This window comes from Pseudomonas graminis (assembly GCF_001705435.1).
GTDB lineage: Bacteria > Pseudomonadota > Gammaproteobacteria > Pseudomonadales > Pseudomonadaceae > Aquipseudomonas > Aquipseudomonas graminis_B.
Genome location: NZ_MDEN01000048.1, coordinates 36878 through 53760 on the forward strand (window position 1 = coordinate 36878; position 16883 = coordinate 53760).

The window sequence follows — 16883 nt, forward strand, 5'->3', positions numbered from 1 at the left end:
AAGGAATTACAGATAATGGCTATTGAGATCAAAGCCCCCTCTTTCCCGGAATCCGTTGCCGACGGCACCGTTGCCACCTGGCACAAAAAACCGGGCGACGCCGTCAAGCGTGATGACCTGATCGTCGATATCGAAACCGACAAGGTCGTGCTGGAAGTATTGGCCGAAGCTGACGGTGTACTGGGCGCAATCGTTGCCGAAGAGGGCGCTACTGTCCTGTCGAACCAGCTACTGGGATCGATCGAAGAGGGCGGTGCTGCCGCTGCCCCAGCCGCTGCCGCTCCAGCCGCTGCTGCATCGGCTCCGGCTGCTGCGCCTGCCCAGGCTGCTGCTGCACCTGCCGCCGCTTCCGGTGACGAAGACGCCATCGGCGCTCCGGCTGCCCGCAAGCTGGCCGAAGAAAACGGCATCAACCTGTCCAGCGTCAAAGGCACAGGCAAAGACGGCCGCGTGACCAAGGAAGACGTTGTTGCTGCCATCGAAGCGAAGAAATCCGCTCCGGCCGCTGCACCTGCCGCCAAGCCTGCTGCCGCTGCCGCCGCGCCTGTGGCTGCCGTTGGCGACCGCACCGAGAAGCGCGTGCCGATGACGCGTCTGCGCGCCAAGGTGGCAGAGCGTCTGGTTGAAGCTCAGTCGAACATGGCGATGCTGACTACCTTCAACGAAGTCGACATGACCGAAGTCATGGCCCTGCGTTCGAAGTACAAGGACCTGTTCGAGAAGTCCCATAACGGCGTACGCCTGGGCTTCATGTCGTTCTTCGTCAAGGCCGCGACCGAAGCGCTGAAACGCTACCCGGCCGTCAACGCCTCGATCGACGGCACTGACATCGTTTATCACGGTTATGCCGACGTCGGCGTTGCCGTGTCGAGCGATCGTGGTCTGGTGGTTCCGGTGCTGCGCAACGCCGAGCAGATGAGCCTGGCTGAAATCGAAGGCGGTATCGCCACCTTCGGCAAGAAAGCCCGTGACGGCAAACTGTCCATCGACGAGATGACTGGCGGTACCTTCACCATCACCAACGGTGGTACTTTCGGTTCGATGATGTCGACCCCTATCGTCAATCCGCCGCAAGCGGCCATTCTGGGCATGCACAACATTCTGCAGCGTCCTATGGCGATCAACGGCCAGGTCGTCATCCGTCCGATGATGTATCTGGCGCTGTCCTACGATCACCGCCTGATCGACGGTAAAGAAGCCGTGACCTTCCTGGTGACCATCAAGAACCTGCTGGAAGACCCGGCGCGTCTGTTGCTGGACATCTGATTCAAGGACAGCTGCAAGCCGCAAGCGTCAAGCTGCAAGTTACAGCAGCCTGGCGCCGACGCTTGGGTCGTCGCAACATCCTAATGAACAGGCTGCAACTCGTCTGTAAAGCATCACGGATCAGCTTGCAGCTTGTGGCTTAAAGCTCGCAGCTAAAGAGGAACTCTTTTCTATGTCCCAGAAATTCGACGTGGTAGTGATTGGCGCTGGCCCTGGCGGCTATGTGGCCGCTATCAAGGCCGCGCAACTCGGTCTCACGACTGCCTGCATCGAGAAGTACCAGGATAAAGAGGGCAAGCTGGCCCTCGGCGGTACCTGTCTGAACGTGGGCTGCATCCCCTCCAAGGCGCTGTTGGACAGCTCCTGGAAATTCTACGAAGCCAAGAATCAGTTCGGTGTTCACGGTATCTCGCTCAGCGACCTGAAGATGGACATTGCTGCTATGATTGGTCGCAAGGCACAGATCGTCAAAGGCCTGACCGGCGGCGTTGCCAGCCTGTTCAAGGCCAACGGCGTCACTTCCCTGCAGGGCCACGGCAAACTGCTGGCCGGCAAGAAAGTCGAGCTGACCAAGCCTGACGGCACCACCGAAGTCATCGAAGCCGAAAACATCATTCTGGCGTCCGGTTCGCGTCCGATCGACATTCCGCCGGCTCCGGTCAATCAGGTCACCATCGTCGATTCGACAGGCGCCCTGGAATTCCCGGCAGTGCCTGAGCGCCTGTGCGTCATCGGCGCCGGCGTTATCGGTCTGGAACTGGGTTCGGTCTGGGCTCGCCTGGGTGCCAAAGTGACAGTTCTCGAAGCGCTGGAGAAATTCCTGCCTGCCGCTGACGAAGCCGTTGCCAAGGAAGCGCAGAAGACCTTCAACAAGCAGGGTCTGGACATCAAGCTGGGCGCTCGCGTCACCGGTTCCAAGGTCAATGGCGATGAAGTTGTCGTGACCTACACCGACAAGGACGGCGAGCAGAACATCACGTTCGACCGCGTGATCGTGGCCGTTGGCCGTCGCCCGGTGACCACCGAGCTGCTGGCTGCCGACAGCGGCGTCGACATCGACGAGCGCGGCTTCATCTTCGTCAATGAGCAGTGCGAGACCAGCGTTCCTGGCGTGTACGCCATCGGTGACGTGGTTCGTGGTCTGATGCTGGCGCACAAAGCGTCCGAAGAAGGCATCATGGTCGTCGAGCGCATCAAGGGTCACAAGACCCAGATGAACTACGACCTGATCCCGTCGGTTATCTATACCCACCCGGAAATCGCGTGGGTCGGCAAGACCGAGCAGACGCTCAAGGCCGAAGGCGTGGAAGTTAACGTCGGTCAGTTCCCGTTCGCGGCGAGCGGCCGTGCAATGGCAGCGAATGACACCGGCGGTTTCGTCAAGGTCATCGCTGATGCCAAGACCGACCGTGTACTGGGTGTGCACGTCATTGGTCCTGGCGCTGCAGAGCTGGTACAGCAGGGCGCGATCGGTATGGAGTTCGGCACCAGTGCCGAAGACATCGGCATGATGGTCTTCTCCCACCCGACGCTGTCCGAAGCGCTGCACGAAGCGGCACTGGCAGTGAATGGCGGCGCCATTCACATCCAGAACAAGAAAAAACGCTGAAAATAACCACGACGATCCGCCCGTCGCAGGCCCTGCTCGCAGGGCTTACCGCGGAAGGATCGTTGGACTCGAACTCCCGGCAGCGCAGGCAGGCTTCACGCCTGATCTGCGTTCTCCGGGAGAAGCGGTCACAGGTGGTGCGGCACGCTTTGACGAGCAGCACCGAATGCGCAGTACCTAACGAAGACGGTAATAAGCATGAATCTTCACGAGTATCAGGGTAAGCAGCTGTTTGCTGAATACGGCCTGCCAGTATCCAAGGGCTATGCAGTAGACACCCCGGAAGCAGCAGCAGAAGCGTGCGACAAGATCGGCGGAACCGAGTGGGTCGTCAAAGCCCAGGTTCACGCAGGCGGTCGCGGTAAAGCGGGAGGCGTCAAGCTGGTTCGCAGCAAGGAAGACGCCGCTGCGTTCGCTCAACAGTGGTTGGGCAAGCGTCTGGTCACTTACCAGACTGATGCCAACGGTCAGCCGGTCACCAAGATCCTGGTTGAATCGTGCACTGACATCGCCAAAGAGCTGTACCTGGGCGCTGTAGTCGATCGTTCGAGCCGCCGTATCGTGTTCATGGCGTCCACCGAAGGTGGCGTGGACATCGAGAAAATCGCTCACGACACGCCTGAGAAGATTCTCAAAGCGACCATCGATCCACTGGTTGGCGCTCAGCCATTCCAGGGTCGCGATCTGGCCTTCCAGCTGGGTCTGGAAGGCAAGCAGGTCACTCAGTTCGCCAAGATCTTCACCGGTCTGGCCAAGCTGTTCCAGGACCACGACCTGGCCCTGCTGGAAGTGAACCCGCTGGTGATCAAGGCTGACGGCGATCTGCATTGCCTCGACGCCAAGATCAACATCGACGCCAACGCCATGTACCGTCAGCCAAAGCTGAAGGCTTTCCACGACCCGTCGCAAGACGACCCACGTGAAGCCCACGCTGCCAAGTTCGAACTGAACTACGTGGCACTGGAAGGCAACATCGGCTGCATGGTCAACGGTGCCGGTCTGGCCATGGGTACCATGGACATCGTCAACCTGCACGGCGGCAAGCCAGCCAACTTCCTCGACGTAGGCGGTGGCGCAACCAAAGAACGCGTTACCGAAGCGTTCAAGATCATCCTGTCCGACACCAACGTCGCTGCAGTACTGGTCAACATCTTCGGCGGCATCGTCCGTTGCGACATGATTGCCGAAGGCATCATTGGCGCGGTGAAAGAAGTCGGCGTGAAAATCCCGGTTGTTGTTCGCCTTGAAGGCAACAACGCTGAGCTGGGCGCTAAAGTACTGGCAGAAAGCGGCTTGAACATCATCGCAGCTACCAGCCTGACCGACGCTGCTCAACAAGTCGTCAAAGCTGCGGAGGGCAAATAATGAGCGTCCTGATCAATAAAGACACCAAGGTTATCTGCCAGGGCTTCACCGGCTCCCAGGGTACCTTCCACTCCGAGCAAGCCATTGCCTACGGCACCAAAATGGTTGGCGGCGTGACCCCAGGCAAGGGCGGCACCACGCACCTGAACCTGCCAGTGTTCAACACGGTGTCCGAAGCAGTAGAAAAAACCGGCGCAACCGCTTCGGTCATCTACGTTCCGGCTCCGTTCTGCAAGGATTCCATCCTTGAAGCAGCGTTCGGCGGCATCAAGCTGATCGTTTGCATCACCGAAGGCATCCCGACCATCGACATGCTCGAAGCCAAGGTCAAGTGCGACGAACTGGGTGTGGTCCTGATCGGCCCTAACTGCCCAGGCGTTATCACCCCGGGCGAGTGCAAGATCGGCATCATGCCAGGTCACATTCACTTGCCAGGCAAAGTCGGTATCGTGTCGCGTTCCGGCACCCTGACTTACGAAGCTGTGAAGCAGACCACTGACGCCGGTTTCGGTCAGTCGACGTGCGTCGGCATCGGTGGTGATCCGATCCCGGGTTCGAACTTCATCGACATCCTGAAGCTGTTCCAGGAAGACCCGAAGACCGAAGCGATCGTCATGATCGGCGAGATCGGCGGTTCGGCTGAAGAAGAAGCGGCTGCCTACATCAAGGCACACGTGACCAAGCCAGTCGTTTCCTACATCGCGGGTGTGACTGCTCCTCCGGGCAAGCGCATGGGCCATGCGGGCGCGATCATCTCCGGCGGCAAAGGCACTGCAGACGAGAAATTCGCTGCGCTGCAAGACGCAGGCGTGAAAACCGTGCGTTCGCTGGCAGACATCGGCAAAGCCCTGGCTGAGCTGACCGGTTGGGAAGTGAAGAAGGCTTAATCGCCCTCGTCTCACTGCCTGATCAACAAAAGCCACCTTCGGGTGGCTTTTGTGTTTCTGGCGTTTCGATTTGCGCCGGCGGGAAGGCCCTGATCCTGTAAGACATTTCTGATATGCGACACGAACGTGCGTTCAGCGGTCGCACCGCCCTGTATCGGTGCGCCAAATAGGGTAGGCTAGCCGCCGTTTTGTGCAGTCGGCTCCCACAAGGAGCGGCGGCGCGCTCAGGGTCTGTCTTAAAAGGGCGGGCAGCATTTCCCCCACCCTCAGGGAAATCCTCTTCTTAATTCCGATTCAGCAGTGTGGTTTCCTCAATGAAAGTGTTGAAAGGCCAGGACATTCTGGCACTGGGTTTCATGACGTTTGCGCTGTTCGTGGGCGCTGGCAATATCATCTTCCCCCCGATCGTAGGCCTCCAGGCCGGCCCCAATGTATGGATGGCCGCGTTGGGCTTTCTGGTCACGGCGGTCGGCCTTCCGGTGGTCACCGTGATCGCGCTCGCCAAGGTCGGCGGCGCCATGGACGCCTTGAGCAGTCCAATCGGCAAGGTCGCCGGAACCATCCTCGCCGCCGTCTGCTACCTGTCCGTGGGTCCATTGTTCGCCACGCCGCGCACGGCGACGGTGTCGTTTGAAGTCGGCCTGGCGCCCTTAACCGGTGAAAGTCCGCTCGCGCTGTTTCTCTACAGCCTGGTTTATTTCGTGCTGGTGTTCTGGATTTCGCTTTATCCGGGTCGTCTGCTCGACACCGTCGGCCGTTTCCTGGCACCACTGAAAATCATTGCCCTGGCCATCCTCGGCATCGCCGCGTTTGTCCTGCCGGCGGGTGACGTCGGTATTGCCGAACCTGCCTACGTCGCCGCGCCGTTCTCCCAAGGCTTCATCAACGGCTACCTGACCATGGACACCCTGGGCGCGCTGGTTTTCGGCATCGTCATCGTCAACGCGATTCGCTCCCGCGGTGTCGAGTCGCCTCGGTTGATCACCCGCTACGCCATCATCGCCGGCCTGATCGCCGGTGTGGGACTGGCACTGGTGTACATCAGCCTGTTCCGTCTGGGTTCCGACAGCCACGCCATCGCTGCCGGGGCAACCAATGGCGCCGCTGTGTTGCATGCCTACGTCCAACACACCTTCGGCACGTTGGGCAGCAGCTTCCTTGCCGTGCTGATCTCGCTGGCGTGTCTGGTGACCGCCGTCGGCCTGACGTGCGCCTGCGCCGAATACTTCAGCCGCGTGCTGCCCCTGTCTTACAAGACGCTGGTGATTCTGCTGGCAGTGTTTTCCCTGCTGGTTTCCAACCTGGGCCTGACCAAGCTGATCCAGTTCTCGATTCCGGTGCTGACCGCGATCTACCCGCCGTGCATTGCACTGGTGGCGTTGAGCTTCTGCAAGGATTTCTGGCACGAGCAGGGGCGGATCGTGGCGCCGGTCATGCTGGTGGCGTTCCTGATCGGTGCGGTGGATGCGGTGAAGGGCTCTGCGCTTGGTGTGTACCTGCCGGATGCGCTGGCTCATCTGCCCTTGAGCGAGCAAGGCCTCGCATGGCTGATCCCGTCGCTGATCACGCTGTTCGTCGCGTTCGTCGTGGACCGCATGCTCGGCAAGCGCAGCGAGGCACTGGCCTGAGGGGGGAGGTTGGCGCGCCGTGAAAGCGATGCGCCGATCACTCTGAAGCAGAGCTGATTATTTGATAGACAAAACAAAGCCCGCTTAATGCGGGCTTTGTTTTTTGAAACTCTGGAAACTTACTGCTTAGTTGCAGGTGCTGCCTGGTTCGCTTCTTTAGCGCGCTCTTGAGCGGCTTCAGCGTTCTTTTGAGCGGCTTCCTGACTTTCTTTGGCAGCGTCGTTCACTTTGTCTTGCGCTTTTTGCATCGATTCTTGCGACTGCTCGGCAGCCTTGTTTGCATCTTGCTGTTTATCTTCGGATTTTTTGTCACAGGCGGCGAGGCCCAGAGTGGCAGAAAGCATCAGGGCAATAGCTAAAGATTTACGCATGGGGTGTTTCTCCTTATTGGTCATCAACGTGCCTTCGAGCACTCGGTTATTAGGTTAGTTCCATGTTCCGTCGGGATAAATACATAAGCATCCGGCGACGTAATCACTGAGCCGAAGAGAGGCGGTGATCGTTTGTGCGCCGTCCTCAGCCATGAGATCGGCGGCCCAAAGATTTTCAGAGGGTGAAGATTCTGCACTGACCGCACGCCTGTCCCTTGAAATCGTCTCCCCAGCCCCCACCTAGATGACAACGCGCTGCTCCGAGCCGCCTTGGGCGTTTCGAGCAGCTCCCCCTATTTGTGTGGACTGATTGGAGTTTGATGACCATGAGTGTGGAAACTCAAAAGGAAACCCTGGGCTTCCAGACCGAGGTGAAGCAGCTGCTGCACCTCATGATCCATTCGCTGTACTCGAACAAGGAAATTTTCCTTCGCGAGCTGATTTCCAACGCATCCGACGCGGTGGACAAGCTGCGCTTCGAGGCACTGTCCAAGCCTGAGCTGCTGGAAGGCGGCGCCGAGCTGAAGATCCGAGTCAGCTACGACAAGGATGCCAAGACCGTTACCCTGGAAGACAACGGCATCGGCATGAGCCGCGAAGATGTCATCACGCATCTGGGCACCATCGCGAAGTCCGGCACCGCCGACTTCATGAAGAACCTGTCCGGTGATCAGAAGAAAGATTCCCACCTGATCGGCCAGTTCGGTGTCGGCTTTTACTCCGCGTTCATCGTTGCCGATCAAGTCGAAGTGTTCACCCGTCGCGCCGGCCTGTCCGCCAGCGAAGGTGTGCACTGGTCGTCGAAAGGCGAGGGCGAGTTCGAAGTCGCCACGATCGAGAAAGCCGATCGCGGTACGCGCATCGTGCTGCATCTCAAGAGCGCCGAAGACGAGTTCGCTGACGGCTTCCGTCTGCGTAACATCATCAAAAAGTACTCCGACCACATCGCCCTGCCGATCCAGCTGCCGAAAGAACAGGCGCCGGTCGAAGGCGACGCCGAGCCTGTTGAAGAGTGGGAAACCGTCAACCGCGCCAGCGCCCTGTGGACCCGTCCGCGTACTGAGGTCAAGGACGAGGAATACCAGGAGTTCTACAAGCACATCGCCCACGATTTCGAGAACCCGCTGAGCTGGAGCCACAACAAGGTTGAAGGCAAGCTGGAATACAGCTCGCTGTTGTACGTGCCGGCCCGCGCGCCGTTCGATCTGTACCAGCGCGAAGCACCGCGCGGCCTGAAGCTGTACGTGCAGCGCGTATTTGTCATGGACCAGGCGGAATCGTTCCTGCCGCTGTACCTGCGCTTCATCAAGGGCGTGGTCGATTCCAACGACCTGTCCCTGAACGTGTCCCGTGAAATCCTGCAGAAAGATCCGATCATCGATTCGATGAAGTCCGCGCTGACGAAGCGCGTGCTGGACATGCTGGAGAAGCTGGCGAAAAACCAGCCGGAAGAATACAAAGGCTTCTGGAAAAACTTCGGTCAGGTGCTGAAAGAAGGGCCGGCCGAAGACTTCGCCAACAAAGAAAAAATAGCCGGCCTGTTGCGCTTCGCGTCGACCTCCGACGACGGCGGCGAGCAAAGCGTGTCGTTGACCGACTACCTGTCGCGCGCCAAGGAAGGTCAGGACAAGATCTACTTCCTCACCGGCGAAAGCTACGCCCAGGTCAAGAACAGCCCGCACCTCGAAGTCTTCCGCAAGAAAGGCATTGAAGTGCTGCTGCTGACCGACCGTATCGACGAGTGGCTGATGAGCTACCTGAGCGACTTCGACGGCAAGGGCTTTGTCGACGTGGCACGCGGTGACCTGGATCTGGGCAAGCTTGATTCCGAAGAGGACAAGAAGGCTCAGGAAGAAGTCGCCAAGGACAAGGAAGGCCTGATCGAACGCCTGAAAACGGCGCTGGGTGAAGCCGTCAGCGAAGTGAGGGTTTCCCACCGTTTGACCGATTCGCCGGCGATTCTGGCGATTGGCGAGCAGGACCTGGGTCTGCAGATGCGTCAGATTCTGGAAGCCAGCGGTCAGAAGGTACCGGACTCCAAGCCAATCTTCGAATTCAACCCGTCGCACCCGCTGATCGGCAAGCTGGACAACGAGCAGAATGAAGACCGCTTCGGTGATCTGTCGCACATCCTGTTCGACCAGGCTGCGCTGGCGGCCGGCGACAGCTTGAAAGATCCGGCGGCCTACGTGCGCCGTCTGAACAAGTTGTTGGTTGAGCTCTCGGTTTAACATCAGCGTCACGGCAGAACCCGCTTCGGCGGGTTTTGTCATTTAATCTCCCTCCATCCTTATCAGCAGGAGTTCGCTATGAGCAATGTGACCGTGCAGTCCATCGTGTATGAGATCGATGGCGTGAGCTACGAGAGTCGTCTGGTCTTCGCCGAAGGCGGTCAGGCCTTACCGGGTCTGGTGATGGCGCCTAACTGGATGGGTGTCAGCACAGATGCCGAGCAGATTGCCAAAGACGTGGCGGCGAAGGGCTATGTAGTGTTGCTGGCGGACCTGTATGGCCAGCAGGTGCGCCCGTCCAATGGCGATGAAGCGGCGGCTGCCATGATGCCGTTGAAAAATGATCGCGTGCTGTTGAACACGCGCATGAAGGCTGCACTGGATCAACTGACCGCGCAGACCATTGCCACCGTCGACACGTCCCGGCTGGCGGCGTTTGGCTTCTGCTTCGGCGGTTGCTGCGCGCTGGAACTGGCGCGCACCGGTGCACCGTTGAAGGCAGCGGTGTCCTTCCATGGCACCCTCGACACCCCGAACCCGGCTGACGCGAACAACATCAAGGGCAAAGTGCTGGTGATGCACGGCGCCTCCGACCCTCTGGTGCCGAAGGAGCAACTGCCGGCGTTTGAAGCTGAAATGAACGCTGCCAATGTCGACTGGCAACTGCTGAGCTACGGCGGCGCGTTCCATTCCTTCACCGACCCGCACGCCAACAACCCGGGCGTGCAGATGTACAACCCGACCGTTTCGAAGCGTGCGTTTACCTCGATGCACAACCTGCTGGATGAAGTGTTCGCGGGCTAATGTGATGTTTTAACTGTTGTGAGAGTGCCCCTCCGGTCACTCCCACAGAGTCCGGGCAGGCCGCGGCCAATCAGCGCTTCGGCCTGCTGCCCACCGGCAATTCAATCCGCTCTACTTCCCCCGGCACGGTCGGCCAGTCCCCGTCCGCCCATTTCGCCGTGGCCTGTTCAATCAGTGCCGGATCGCTGGCGACGAAATTCCAGTTCATCCTTCTCGGCCCATCCAGGGGCGCACCGCCAATCAGTACCGCGTGGCATTCGCTTTCCGCACACAGCGTCGGCTCGCTCCCTGCATCCAGCACCACCAGGCTGCGCGGCTGCACCGGCTCGGCGTCCAGCAGCAGCTCACCTTCGATCACGTACAGGGCGCGCTCCTCGTGCTCGGCCGGGATTCGCAGCGTTGTCGCGGTCTGCATGTTCAGTTCGGCGTAAAGGGTGGGCGACAGCACCGGCACAGGCGACTTCAGGCAAAAGCCTTCGCCAGCAATCAGGCGGATACGAATGCCCATGCCGTCGCTGACCGGCAGTGTGTGGGCGGGGTGATGGCTGTAATGTCCGGCCCCTTGCTCATGGGACTTGGGCGACGCCAGCCAGACTTGCAGGCCATGCAGTCGCGAGCCGCTGGCGTGCAGCGCTTCGGGCGTGCGCTCGATGTGGGCGATGGCGCTGCCGGCGGTCATCCAGCTGACCTCGCCGGGTCTGACGTGCTGATCACTGCCGAGGCTGTCCTTGTGTCGGATCTCGCCTTCGAACAAGTAGGTCAGTGTCGAGAGGCCGATGTGCGGGTGCTGACGGATGTCCATGCCGGTGCCGGGGGCGTAGGTGGTCTCCAGCATGTGATCGAAAAAAACGAAAGGCCCCACGCTCCGGCATCGCGCAGCGGGGAGGGGACGCAGGATCGGTTGGCCTTCGACGTCTTCAGCGCGGGGAATGATGGTCAGCATGATGGCGTTCTCTCTTTCGGTTCGGTTGTAGGACCGGCTTCAGCCGGGAAGGGGCCGGTCTGGGCACTGGCAATCCTGCGGCGTGACGCCCGATGTGTTCCCGGCCAAAGCCGGTCCTGCGAAATCAGGTCCGAGCCAATGCATTTCAACCTGCCACAAAAAAGGCGCCCCGAGGGGCGCCTTTTGTCTGCAACTGACTGGATTACTTGCCAGTCCAGCGCTTCATTACCAGGGTGGCGTTGGTGCCGCCGAAGCCGAAGCTGTTGCTCATCACCAGATTCAGCTCGGTGTTTTCGCGGGTCTTGGTCAGGATCGGCATGTCGGCAACGGCTGGGTCCAGCTCGTCGATGTTGGCCGAACCGGCCATGAAGTTGCCTTCCATCATCAGCATGCAATAGATCGCTTCGTGAACGCCGGCGGCGCCCAGGGAGTGACCCGACAGGCTCTTGGTGGAGCTGATCGCCGGTGCCTTGTCGCCGAACACTTCACGCACGCCTTCCATTTCCTTGACGTCGCCGACCGGAGTGGAAGTGCCGTGGGTGTTCAGGTAGTCGATGGTGCCATCAACCGTGGACAGCGCCTGCTGCATGCAGCGGATGGCGCCTTCGCCGCTCGGAGCGACCATGTCGTAACCGTCGGACGTGGCGCCGTAGCCAACCAGCTCCGCGTAGATCTTCGCGCCACGGGCGAGAGCGTGTTCCAGCTCCTCGACCACGACCATGCCGCCGCCGCCGGCGATGACGAAACCGTCACGGTCAGCATCGTAGGCACGGGAAGCCTGTTCCGGGGTGTCGTTGCGTTTGCTGGACAGCGCGCCCATGGCGTCGAACAGGAACGACTGGCTCCAGTGCTCCTCTTCGCCACCGCCGGCAAACACGATGTCCTGCTTGCCCATCTGAATCTGTTCCATGGCGGTGCCAATGCAGTGAGCACTGGTGGCGCAGGCAGACGCGATGGAGTAGTTCAGGCCCTTGATCTTGAATGGCGTCGCCAGACACGCCGACACCGTGCTGCTCATGGTGCGGGTCACGCGGTAGGGGCCGACGCGCTTGACGCCTTTCTCGCGCAGTATATCCAGCGCTTCCATCTGGTTCAGCGTCGATGCGCCGCCCGAGCCGGCAATCAGACCGGTACGCGGGTTGGACACCTGCTCTTCGGTCAGGCCGGAGTCGGTGACAGCGTCTTTCATCGCCAGGTAGGCATAGGCAGCGGCGTGGCCCACAAAGCGGAAGATCTTGCGATCGATCAGCTCTTCAAGGTTGAGGTCGATGGAGCCCGACACCTGGCTGCGCAGACCCATTTCGGCGTATTCCGGATTGAAACGGATGCCAGGGCGAGTTGCACGCAGGTTGGCGGAGACGGTGTCTTTGTCATTGCCCAAGCAGGAAACAATGCCCAGACCAGTGATAACGACGCGGCGCATGCGAATACCCTTAGAAATTTTCAGTGGAAGTGAAGACGCCGACACGCAGGCCTTCAGCGGTATAGATTTCACGGCCGTCCACGCTGACCGAACCGTCGGCGATCGCCAGGTTCAGCTTGCCTTTGAGGACGCGCTTGATGTGAATGTTGTAGGTGACCTTCTTGGCGGTCGGCAGAACCTGGCCGAAGAATTTCACTTCGCCCGAGCCCAGTGCGCGACCGCGGCCCGGCAGGCCTTGCCAGCCCAGGAAGAAGCCGACCAGTTGCCACATGGCATCAAGGCCCAGGCAACCTGGCATCACCGGGTCACCTTCGAAGTGACAGGCGAAGAACCACAGGTCCGGGGTGATATCGAGTTCGGCGACCAATTCACCTTTGCCGAACTTGCCGCCCTCTTCACTGATGTGGGTGATGCGATCAACCATCAGCATGTTGGGGGCGGGCAATTGCGCGTTACCTGGGCCGAACAGCTCGCCGCGACTGCAGCGCAGCAGGTCTTCCCGGGTAAAGGCGTTTTGTTTGGTCATGCGAGCTCCTCGATAATCCTGTGCGGCAGGGTGTGGCGTTACGTACCCAATCTGGCCAGCGGGTTATCCCTCTGCTGGCAGCCTACTCATAGACTATTGCGTTGTAGTGAAAGTCACAGCACGGGTGAAATGAATGTACACCTGTGCACTGAAATTTTTCGTCCGCGCGTTGGCGTGGGTCGAATCGGCACACAAGACTGCCGCAATTTATCATTTACCGCCAGTCGCAGGTGGCTTAATGGTCAGCCAACGCTGCAAAACCTGCTGTAAATCAGTACGTTTGAACGGCTTGGCCAGGTAATCGTTCATTCCGGCTTGCAGACAAATGTCCCGGTCGCCGTGCTGAGCGTTGGCGGTCAGGGCAATAATGGGCAGCGTCGTCAGCCCCGGCAGCAGTCGGATTCGGCGCGTCGCCTCGTAGCCGTCCATGACCGGCAGCCGGCAGTCCATCAGGATCAGCGCGAAGCGTTCCCGACTGGCCATGTTCACCGCTTCAAGGCCATCCGCCGCCACGCTCACCTGCAAACCCAGGCTGCGCAGCATCGCTTCGACCACCGTGCGGTTCACCGGGTTGTCCTCGACCAGCAACACGCAGGCATCGCGGCTGTGGGGCAATTCAGCCACCGCGCCGGAAGAGGGTTCTATCACCGGCTGTTGAACCCGCTGCAGCGGGATTTGCAGCTGGAACACCGAGCCCAGTCCCTCGCTGCTCTGCGCCTGCAGCGACCCGCCCATGCGTTCGGCCAGATTGCGCGCAATGGGCAGGCCCAGGCCGGTGCCGCCGTAGCGTCGGGAGATGGAGTTGTCCGCTTGCTGAAACGCGTCGAACATCGATTCCAGCAGGTCAGGAGAGATCCCGATGCCGCTGTCGCGTACCGCGCAGGTAAACCGAACGTGGTGCGGGTCGGCGAGGGTGAAGCCCGCCTCGACGCGCACGCTGCCACATTCGGTGAATTTCAGCGCATTGCCGATCAGGTTGACCAGGATCTGCCGGATGCGCGTAGGGTCGCCGGTCACCTGCAACGCCTCCATCGAAGGCGGTAACTCCAGTTCCAGTGCCAGACCGCGCTGCTGCGCGTTGTGGGCAAACGCCTGAACCGAGGTGCTGATCAGGTCGGCGAGGTTGAATGGAATGCTTTCTAGCTCCAGCGCATCGCGTTCGAAGCGGGAGAAATCCAGAATGTCGTTGATAACGCGCAGCAGGTGTTCGGTGGATTCCATGGCCAGCGCGGCGTATTCGGCCTGCTCGTCGGTCATTTTCGTGGTTTCCATCAACTGCAGCATACCCAGCACGCCATTCATGGGCGTGCGCAGCTCGTGGCTCATCATGGCCAGGAATTCGGACTTGGCATTATTGGCGCGTTCGGCTTCTTCGCGGGTGCGGATGAGCGCGTCCATCGCTTGCTTCTGCTCGCGGCTGGCCTTCTCCAGGCCCAAAGCCAGATTGTTGATGTGCCGCGCCAGATCGCCCAGCTCGGCATCATCTGCAACGGGCAGCGGCGCCGAGTAATCGCCACGCTGGATGGCCTTCACCGCCGCGCTCATGGCGCTGATCGGCTGGGACAGGCTCAGCGACAGACGTCTGGCCAGCATGTAAGTAAACAGAAGGGCGAACATCGCCAGCACACCCGCTTTCAGCAATATCTCCTGCTCGCGCTGATTGAAGGCGTCACTGGACATGCCTACCAGCACGCGTCCCAGATAGCCTTCGACCGGCACGCCGATGGCGTTATCGGAAACGGCCTTATTGGCATCCTCGATCGGCTGTGCAGATCGGGCTGGCTGCAGGCGGATGGGCGCCTGGAACACTTCCATCTGCCGCGAATGCCCCTGTTCCTCGGCGGGTTCGACATGAACGAGTACCTTTCCGGCACTGTCGCGCACTTCGAGAAAACGCACGTGGGGCGTGTTCATCGTGGCGTTCATGAGGTTTTCCAGCACCGCGTTATTGCCGACGATGACGCCGTACTCCGAAGCGGGGGCCAGCTGGTTGGCGATGAGTTGCCCGGTGTGATTGAGCTCCTGTCGCAGGTCCTGAATCCGCACCACGGTGAAGAAGCTGATCAGCAACAAGGTCAGCAATAACGCCGGGCCCAGGCTGAGGATCTGCGTCCGGGTGCTGATGTTCCAGCCGCGTTGAGCCGTCACGAGGGGGTTCCGGCGGTCTGCGCCCGGAGGGTTTGCCGATGTTCAGGCATGGCGAAGCCTGACGGGGGACGGGCGGTGGACGCTTGGTGTCATGTGACGGATCTCTTCGGGAGCACCCTGACGATAGCTCATCGGCGCCATTGAGGAATTTTCATCTCAGGGACGCATCTTAACCGAGCTGTGGGCAATTTCCTCGGCAAGAGTGGGGGATGGCCTGTAAGTTCGTGGGGTCACCTTTTGCCGCTGGCCGCGAGCCCGGGGCTCCGTATAATGCCCGCATCGCCAGATGTGATGGCCCTGAATGGATTGTTTTATGACCCAGCAGCAACCAATAGCGGTCCTTGGCGGCGGCAGCTTCGGGACCGCAGTGGCCAATCTGTTGGCCGGCAACGGTCATCGGGTGACGCAGTGGATGCGCGATCCGGAGCAGGCCGAGGCGATTCGCGTGAATCGCGAGAACCCGCGCTACCTCAAGGGCATCAAGGTGCTCGAAGGCGTTGAGCCGGTCACTGACCTGCACGCCACGTTGCAAGACAGTCAACTGGTTTTCGTCGCGTTGCCGTCCAGTGCCCTGCGTGGCGTACTGACCCCGCACATCGACCTGCTCGCGGGGAAAATGCTGGTCAGCCTGACCAAGGGCATTGAGGCCGACACCTTCAAGCTCATGAGCGAGATCCTTGAGGACATCGCGCCCGCTGCGCGAATCGGCGTGTTGTCCGGCCCCAACCTGGCCCGCGAAATCGCCGAGCACGCCCTGACCGCCACGGTGGTCGCCAGCGAAGATGAGGACCTCTGTCAGCAGGTTCAGGCTGCACTGCACGGCCGCACGTTCCGCGTGTACGCCAGCGCTGACCGTTTTGGCGTGGAGCTGGGCGGCGCGCTCAAAAACGTCTACGCCATCATCGCCGGTATGGCGGTGGCGCTGAACATGGGCGAGAACACCAAGAGCATGCTGATCACTCGCGCGCTGGCGGAGATGACCCGTTTTGCGGTCAGTCAGGGCGCCAATCCCATGACTTTCCTGGGCCTGGCCGGGGTCGGCGATCTGATCGTCACCTGCTCCTCGCCGAAGAGCCGCAATTACCAGGTCGGTTTTGCCCTGGGGCAGGGCCTGAGCCTCGACGAAGCGGTTACCCGGCTGGGTGAAGTCGCCGAGGGCGTCAACACGCTCAAGGTGCTGAAGACCAAAGCGCAGGAGTTGCAGGTTTACATGCCGCTGGTGGCCGGGCTGCACGCCATTCTGTTCGAGGGCCGCACGCTGGAGCAGGTCATCGAGCTGCTGATGCGCGCCGAGCCCAAGACCGACGTCGATTTCATTTCAACCAGTGGTTTCAACTGATCCCCACACGGAGAAGCTCTTGAACGAATCAAAACTCAAGCAACACGAATCGATCCTGCTGCGCATCCTGTGGATGGTGCTGTTTGTGCTGGTCTGGCAGGTGGCGGAAGTGGTTCTGGCGGTGGCCGTCCTGGTGCAGCTGGTTTACCGGCTGTTCAACGGCGCGCCGAGCCTCAGCGTGATGTCATTTGGCGACAGCCTGAGCCAGTACCTGGCGCAGATAGGCCGCTTCGGCACCTTCCACACCGATCAGAAGCCGTGGCCGTTCGCCGATTGGCCAACGCCGCGTGCGCCTGAAGGCGAGGCGCCACACGTTGTCACGGTCAAGCCGCAACCGGCGCCT

12 protein-coding genes and 3 pseudogenes are annotated in these 16883 nt (G+C 60.4%); 9 read left to right on the plus strand and 6 right to left on the minus strand.

The genetic code is table 11. From position 1 onward, the window contains the following. Positions 1 to 15 precede the first annotated feature (15 nt). The 5 genes from odhB to brnQ all read left to right on the plus strand — a co-directional run bounded on the left by odhB (position 16) and on the right by brnQ (position 6755). Entirely contained in the window at positions 16 to 1266 is a 1251-nt protein-coding gene (odhB, locus tag BBI10_RS01725; protein WP_065986296.1) for a 2-oxoglutarate dehydrogenase complex dihydrolipoyllysine-residue succinyltransferase, read from the plus strand. A gap of 172 nt (positions 1267 to 1438) precedes the next feature. Next, on the plus strand, positions 1439 to 2875 hold the full coding sequence (gene lpdA / locus BBI10_RS01730; protein ID WP_065986297.1) for a dihydrolipoyl dehydrogenase: 1437 nt from the start codon (positions 1439 to 1441) through the stop codon (positions 2873 to 2875). A gap of 198 nt (positions 2876 to 3073) precedes the next feature. Continuing rightward, positions 3074 to 4240 carry an ADP-forming succinate--CoA ligase subunit beta gene (sucC, locus tag BBI10_RS01735; protein WP_004882574.1) on the plus strand — a complete coding sequence of 389 codons (1167 nt, stop codon included), beginning with the start codon at positions 3074 to 3076 and terminating at the stop codon, positions 4238 to 4240. After that, on the plus strand, positions 4240 to 5127 hold the full coding sequence (gene sucD, locus BBI10_RS01740; RefSeq protein ID WP_037009399.1) for a succinate--CoA ligase subunit alpha: 888 nt from the start codon (positions 4240 to 4242) through the stop codon (positions 5125 to 5127). The genes sucC and sucD overlap by 1 nt, the downstream gene beginning before the upstream one ends. Before the next feature lie 314 nt (positions 5128 to 5441). Continuing rightward, entirely contained in the window at positions 5442 to 6755 is a 1314-nt protein-coding gene (gene brnQ, locus BBI10_RS01745; protein WP_065986298.1) for a branched-chain amino acid transport system II carrier protein, read from the plus strand. Positions 6756 to 6874: 119 nt separating this feature from the next. Here the strand turns inward: brnQ and BBI10_RS01750 are convergent, their stop codons facing one another. Continuing rightward, positions 6875 to 7126 carry a hypothetical protein gene (locus tag BBI10_RS01750; RefSeq protein ID WP_065986299.1) on the minus strand — a complete coding sequence of 84 codons (252 nt, stop codon included), beginning with the start codon at positions 7124 to 7126 and terminating at the stop codon, positions 6875 to 6877. A 326-nt stretch (positions 7127 to 7452) separates the two neighbouring features. Here BBI10_RS01750 and htpG point away from each other — a divergent pair, with 326 nt between their 5' ends. Together htpG and BBI10_RS01760 are read left to right on the plus strand one after the other, a co-directional pair. Continuing rightward, on the plus strand, positions 7453 to 9357 hold the full coding sequence (htpG, locus tag BBI10_RS01755; RefSeq protein WP_065986335.1) for a molecular chaperone HtpG: 1905 nt from the start codon (positions 7453 to 7455) through the stop codon (positions 9355 to 9357). Between the two features lie 78 nt (positions 9358 to 9435). Then, positions 9436 to 10161: a dienelactone hydrolase family protein gene (locus BBI10_RS01760; RefSeq protein WP_065986300.1), complete on the plus strand. Its 726-nt coding sequence runs from the start codon at positions 9436 to 9438 to the stop codon at positions 10159 to 10161. Positions 10162 to 10231: 70 nt separating this feature from the next. Here BBI10_RS01760 and BBI10_RS01765 read toward each other — a convergent pair whose 3' ends face one another. The 5 genes and pseudogenes from BBI10_RS01765 to BBI10_RS01780 form a co-directional block, all read right to left on the minus strand. Then, the gene (locus BBI10_RS01765) at positions 10232 to 11104 is read right to left on the minus strand and encodes a pirin family protein (protein ID WP_065986301.1); all 873 of its coding nucleotides are present in this window, start codon (positions 11102 to 11104) and stop codon (positions 10232 to 10234) included. Between the two features lie 202 nt (positions 11105 to 11306). Next, positions 11307 to 12527 carry a beta-ketoacyl-ACP synthase I gene (gene fabB / locus BBI10_RS01770; protein ID WP_065986302.1) on the minus strand — a complete coding sequence of 407 codons (1221 nt, stop codon included), beginning with the start codon at positions 12525 to 12527 and terminating at the stop codon, positions 11307 to 11309. A gap of 10 nt (positions 12528 to 12537) precedes the next feature. Continuing rightward, positions 12538 to 13053: a 3-hydroxyacyl-[acyl-carrier-protein] dehydratase FabA gene (gene fabA / locus BBI10_RS01775; protein ID WP_065986303.1), complete on the minus strand. Its 516-nt coding sequence runs from the start codon at positions 13051 to 13053 to the stop codon at positions 12538 to 12540. Between the two features lie 210 nt (positions 13054 to 13263). Then, positions 13264 to 13647: pseudogene (locus BBI10_RS28475) on the minus strand (response regulator); the annotation flags it as partial. A gap of 72 nt (positions 13648 to 13719) precedes the next feature. Further along, a pseudogene (locus tag BBI10_RS01780) lies at positions 13720 to 15201 on the minus strand (ATP-binding protein); the annotation flags it as partial. 313 nt (positions 15202 to 15514) lie between these two features. Here BBI10_RS01780 and BBI10_RS01785 point away from each other — a divergent pair. Both BBI10_RS01785 and BBI10_RS27835 read left to right on the plus strand, forming a co-directional pair. Then, positions 15515 to 16540, plus strand: a complete 1026-nt coding sequence (locus BBI10_RS01785; protein ID WP_065986305.1) for an NAD(P)H-dependent glycerol-3-phosphate dehydrogenase — start codon at positions 15515 to 15517, stop codon at positions 16538 to 16540. A gap of 19 nt (positions 16541 to 16559) precedes the next feature. Further along, a pseudogene (locus BBI10_RS27835) lies at positions 16560 to 16880 on the plus strand (DUF4389 domain-containing protein); the annotation flags it as partial. Positions 16881 to 16883: the final 3 nt, after the last annotated feature.

Coding starts and splice junctions, on each gene's coding strand:
- odhB (WP_065986296.1), top strand. CDS start 16: ATGGCTATTGAGATCAAAGCCCCCTCTTTCCCGGAATCCGTTGCCGAC.
- lpdA (WP_065986297.1), top strand. CDS start 1,439: ATGTCCCAGAAATTCGACGTGGTAGTGATTGGCGCTGGCCCTGGCGGC.
- sucC (WP_004882574.1), top strand. CDS start 3,074: ATGAATCTTCACGAGTATCAGGGTAAGCAGCTGTTTGCTGAATACGGC.
- sucD (WP_037009399.1), top strand. CDS start 4,240: ATGAGCGTCCTGATCAATAAAGACACCAAGGTTATCTGCCAGGGCTTC.
- brnQ (WP_065986298.1), top strand. CDS start 5,442: ATGAAAGTGTTGAAAGGCCAGGACATTCTGGCACTGGGTTTCATGACG.
- BBI10_RS01750 (WP_065986299.1), bottom strand. CDS start 7,126: ATGCGTAAATCTTTAGCTATTGCCCTGATGCTTTCTGCCACTCTGGGC.
- htpG (WP_065986335.1), top strand. CDS start 7,453: ATGAGTGTGGAAACTCAAAAGGAAACCCTGGGCTTCCAGACCGAGGTG.
- BBI10_RS01760 (WP_065986300.1), top strand. CDS start 9,436: ATGAGCAATGTGACCGTGCAGTCCATCGTGTATGAGATCGATGGCGTG.
- BBI10_RS01765 (WP_065986301.1), bottom strand. CDS start 11,104: ATGCTGACCATCATTCCCCGCGCTGAAGACGTCGAAGGCCAACCGATC.
- fabB (WP_065986302.1), bottom strand. CDS start 12,527: ATGCGCCGCGTCGTTATCACTGGTCTGGGCATTGTTTCCTGCTTGGGC.
- fabA (WP_065986303.1), bottom strand. CDS start 13,053: ATGACCAAACAAAACGCCTTTACCCGGGAAGACCTGCTGCGCTGCAGT.
- BBI10_RS01785 (WP_065986305.1), top strand. CDS start 15,515: ATGACCCAGCAGCAACCAATAGCGGTCCTTGGCGGCGGCAGCTTCGGG.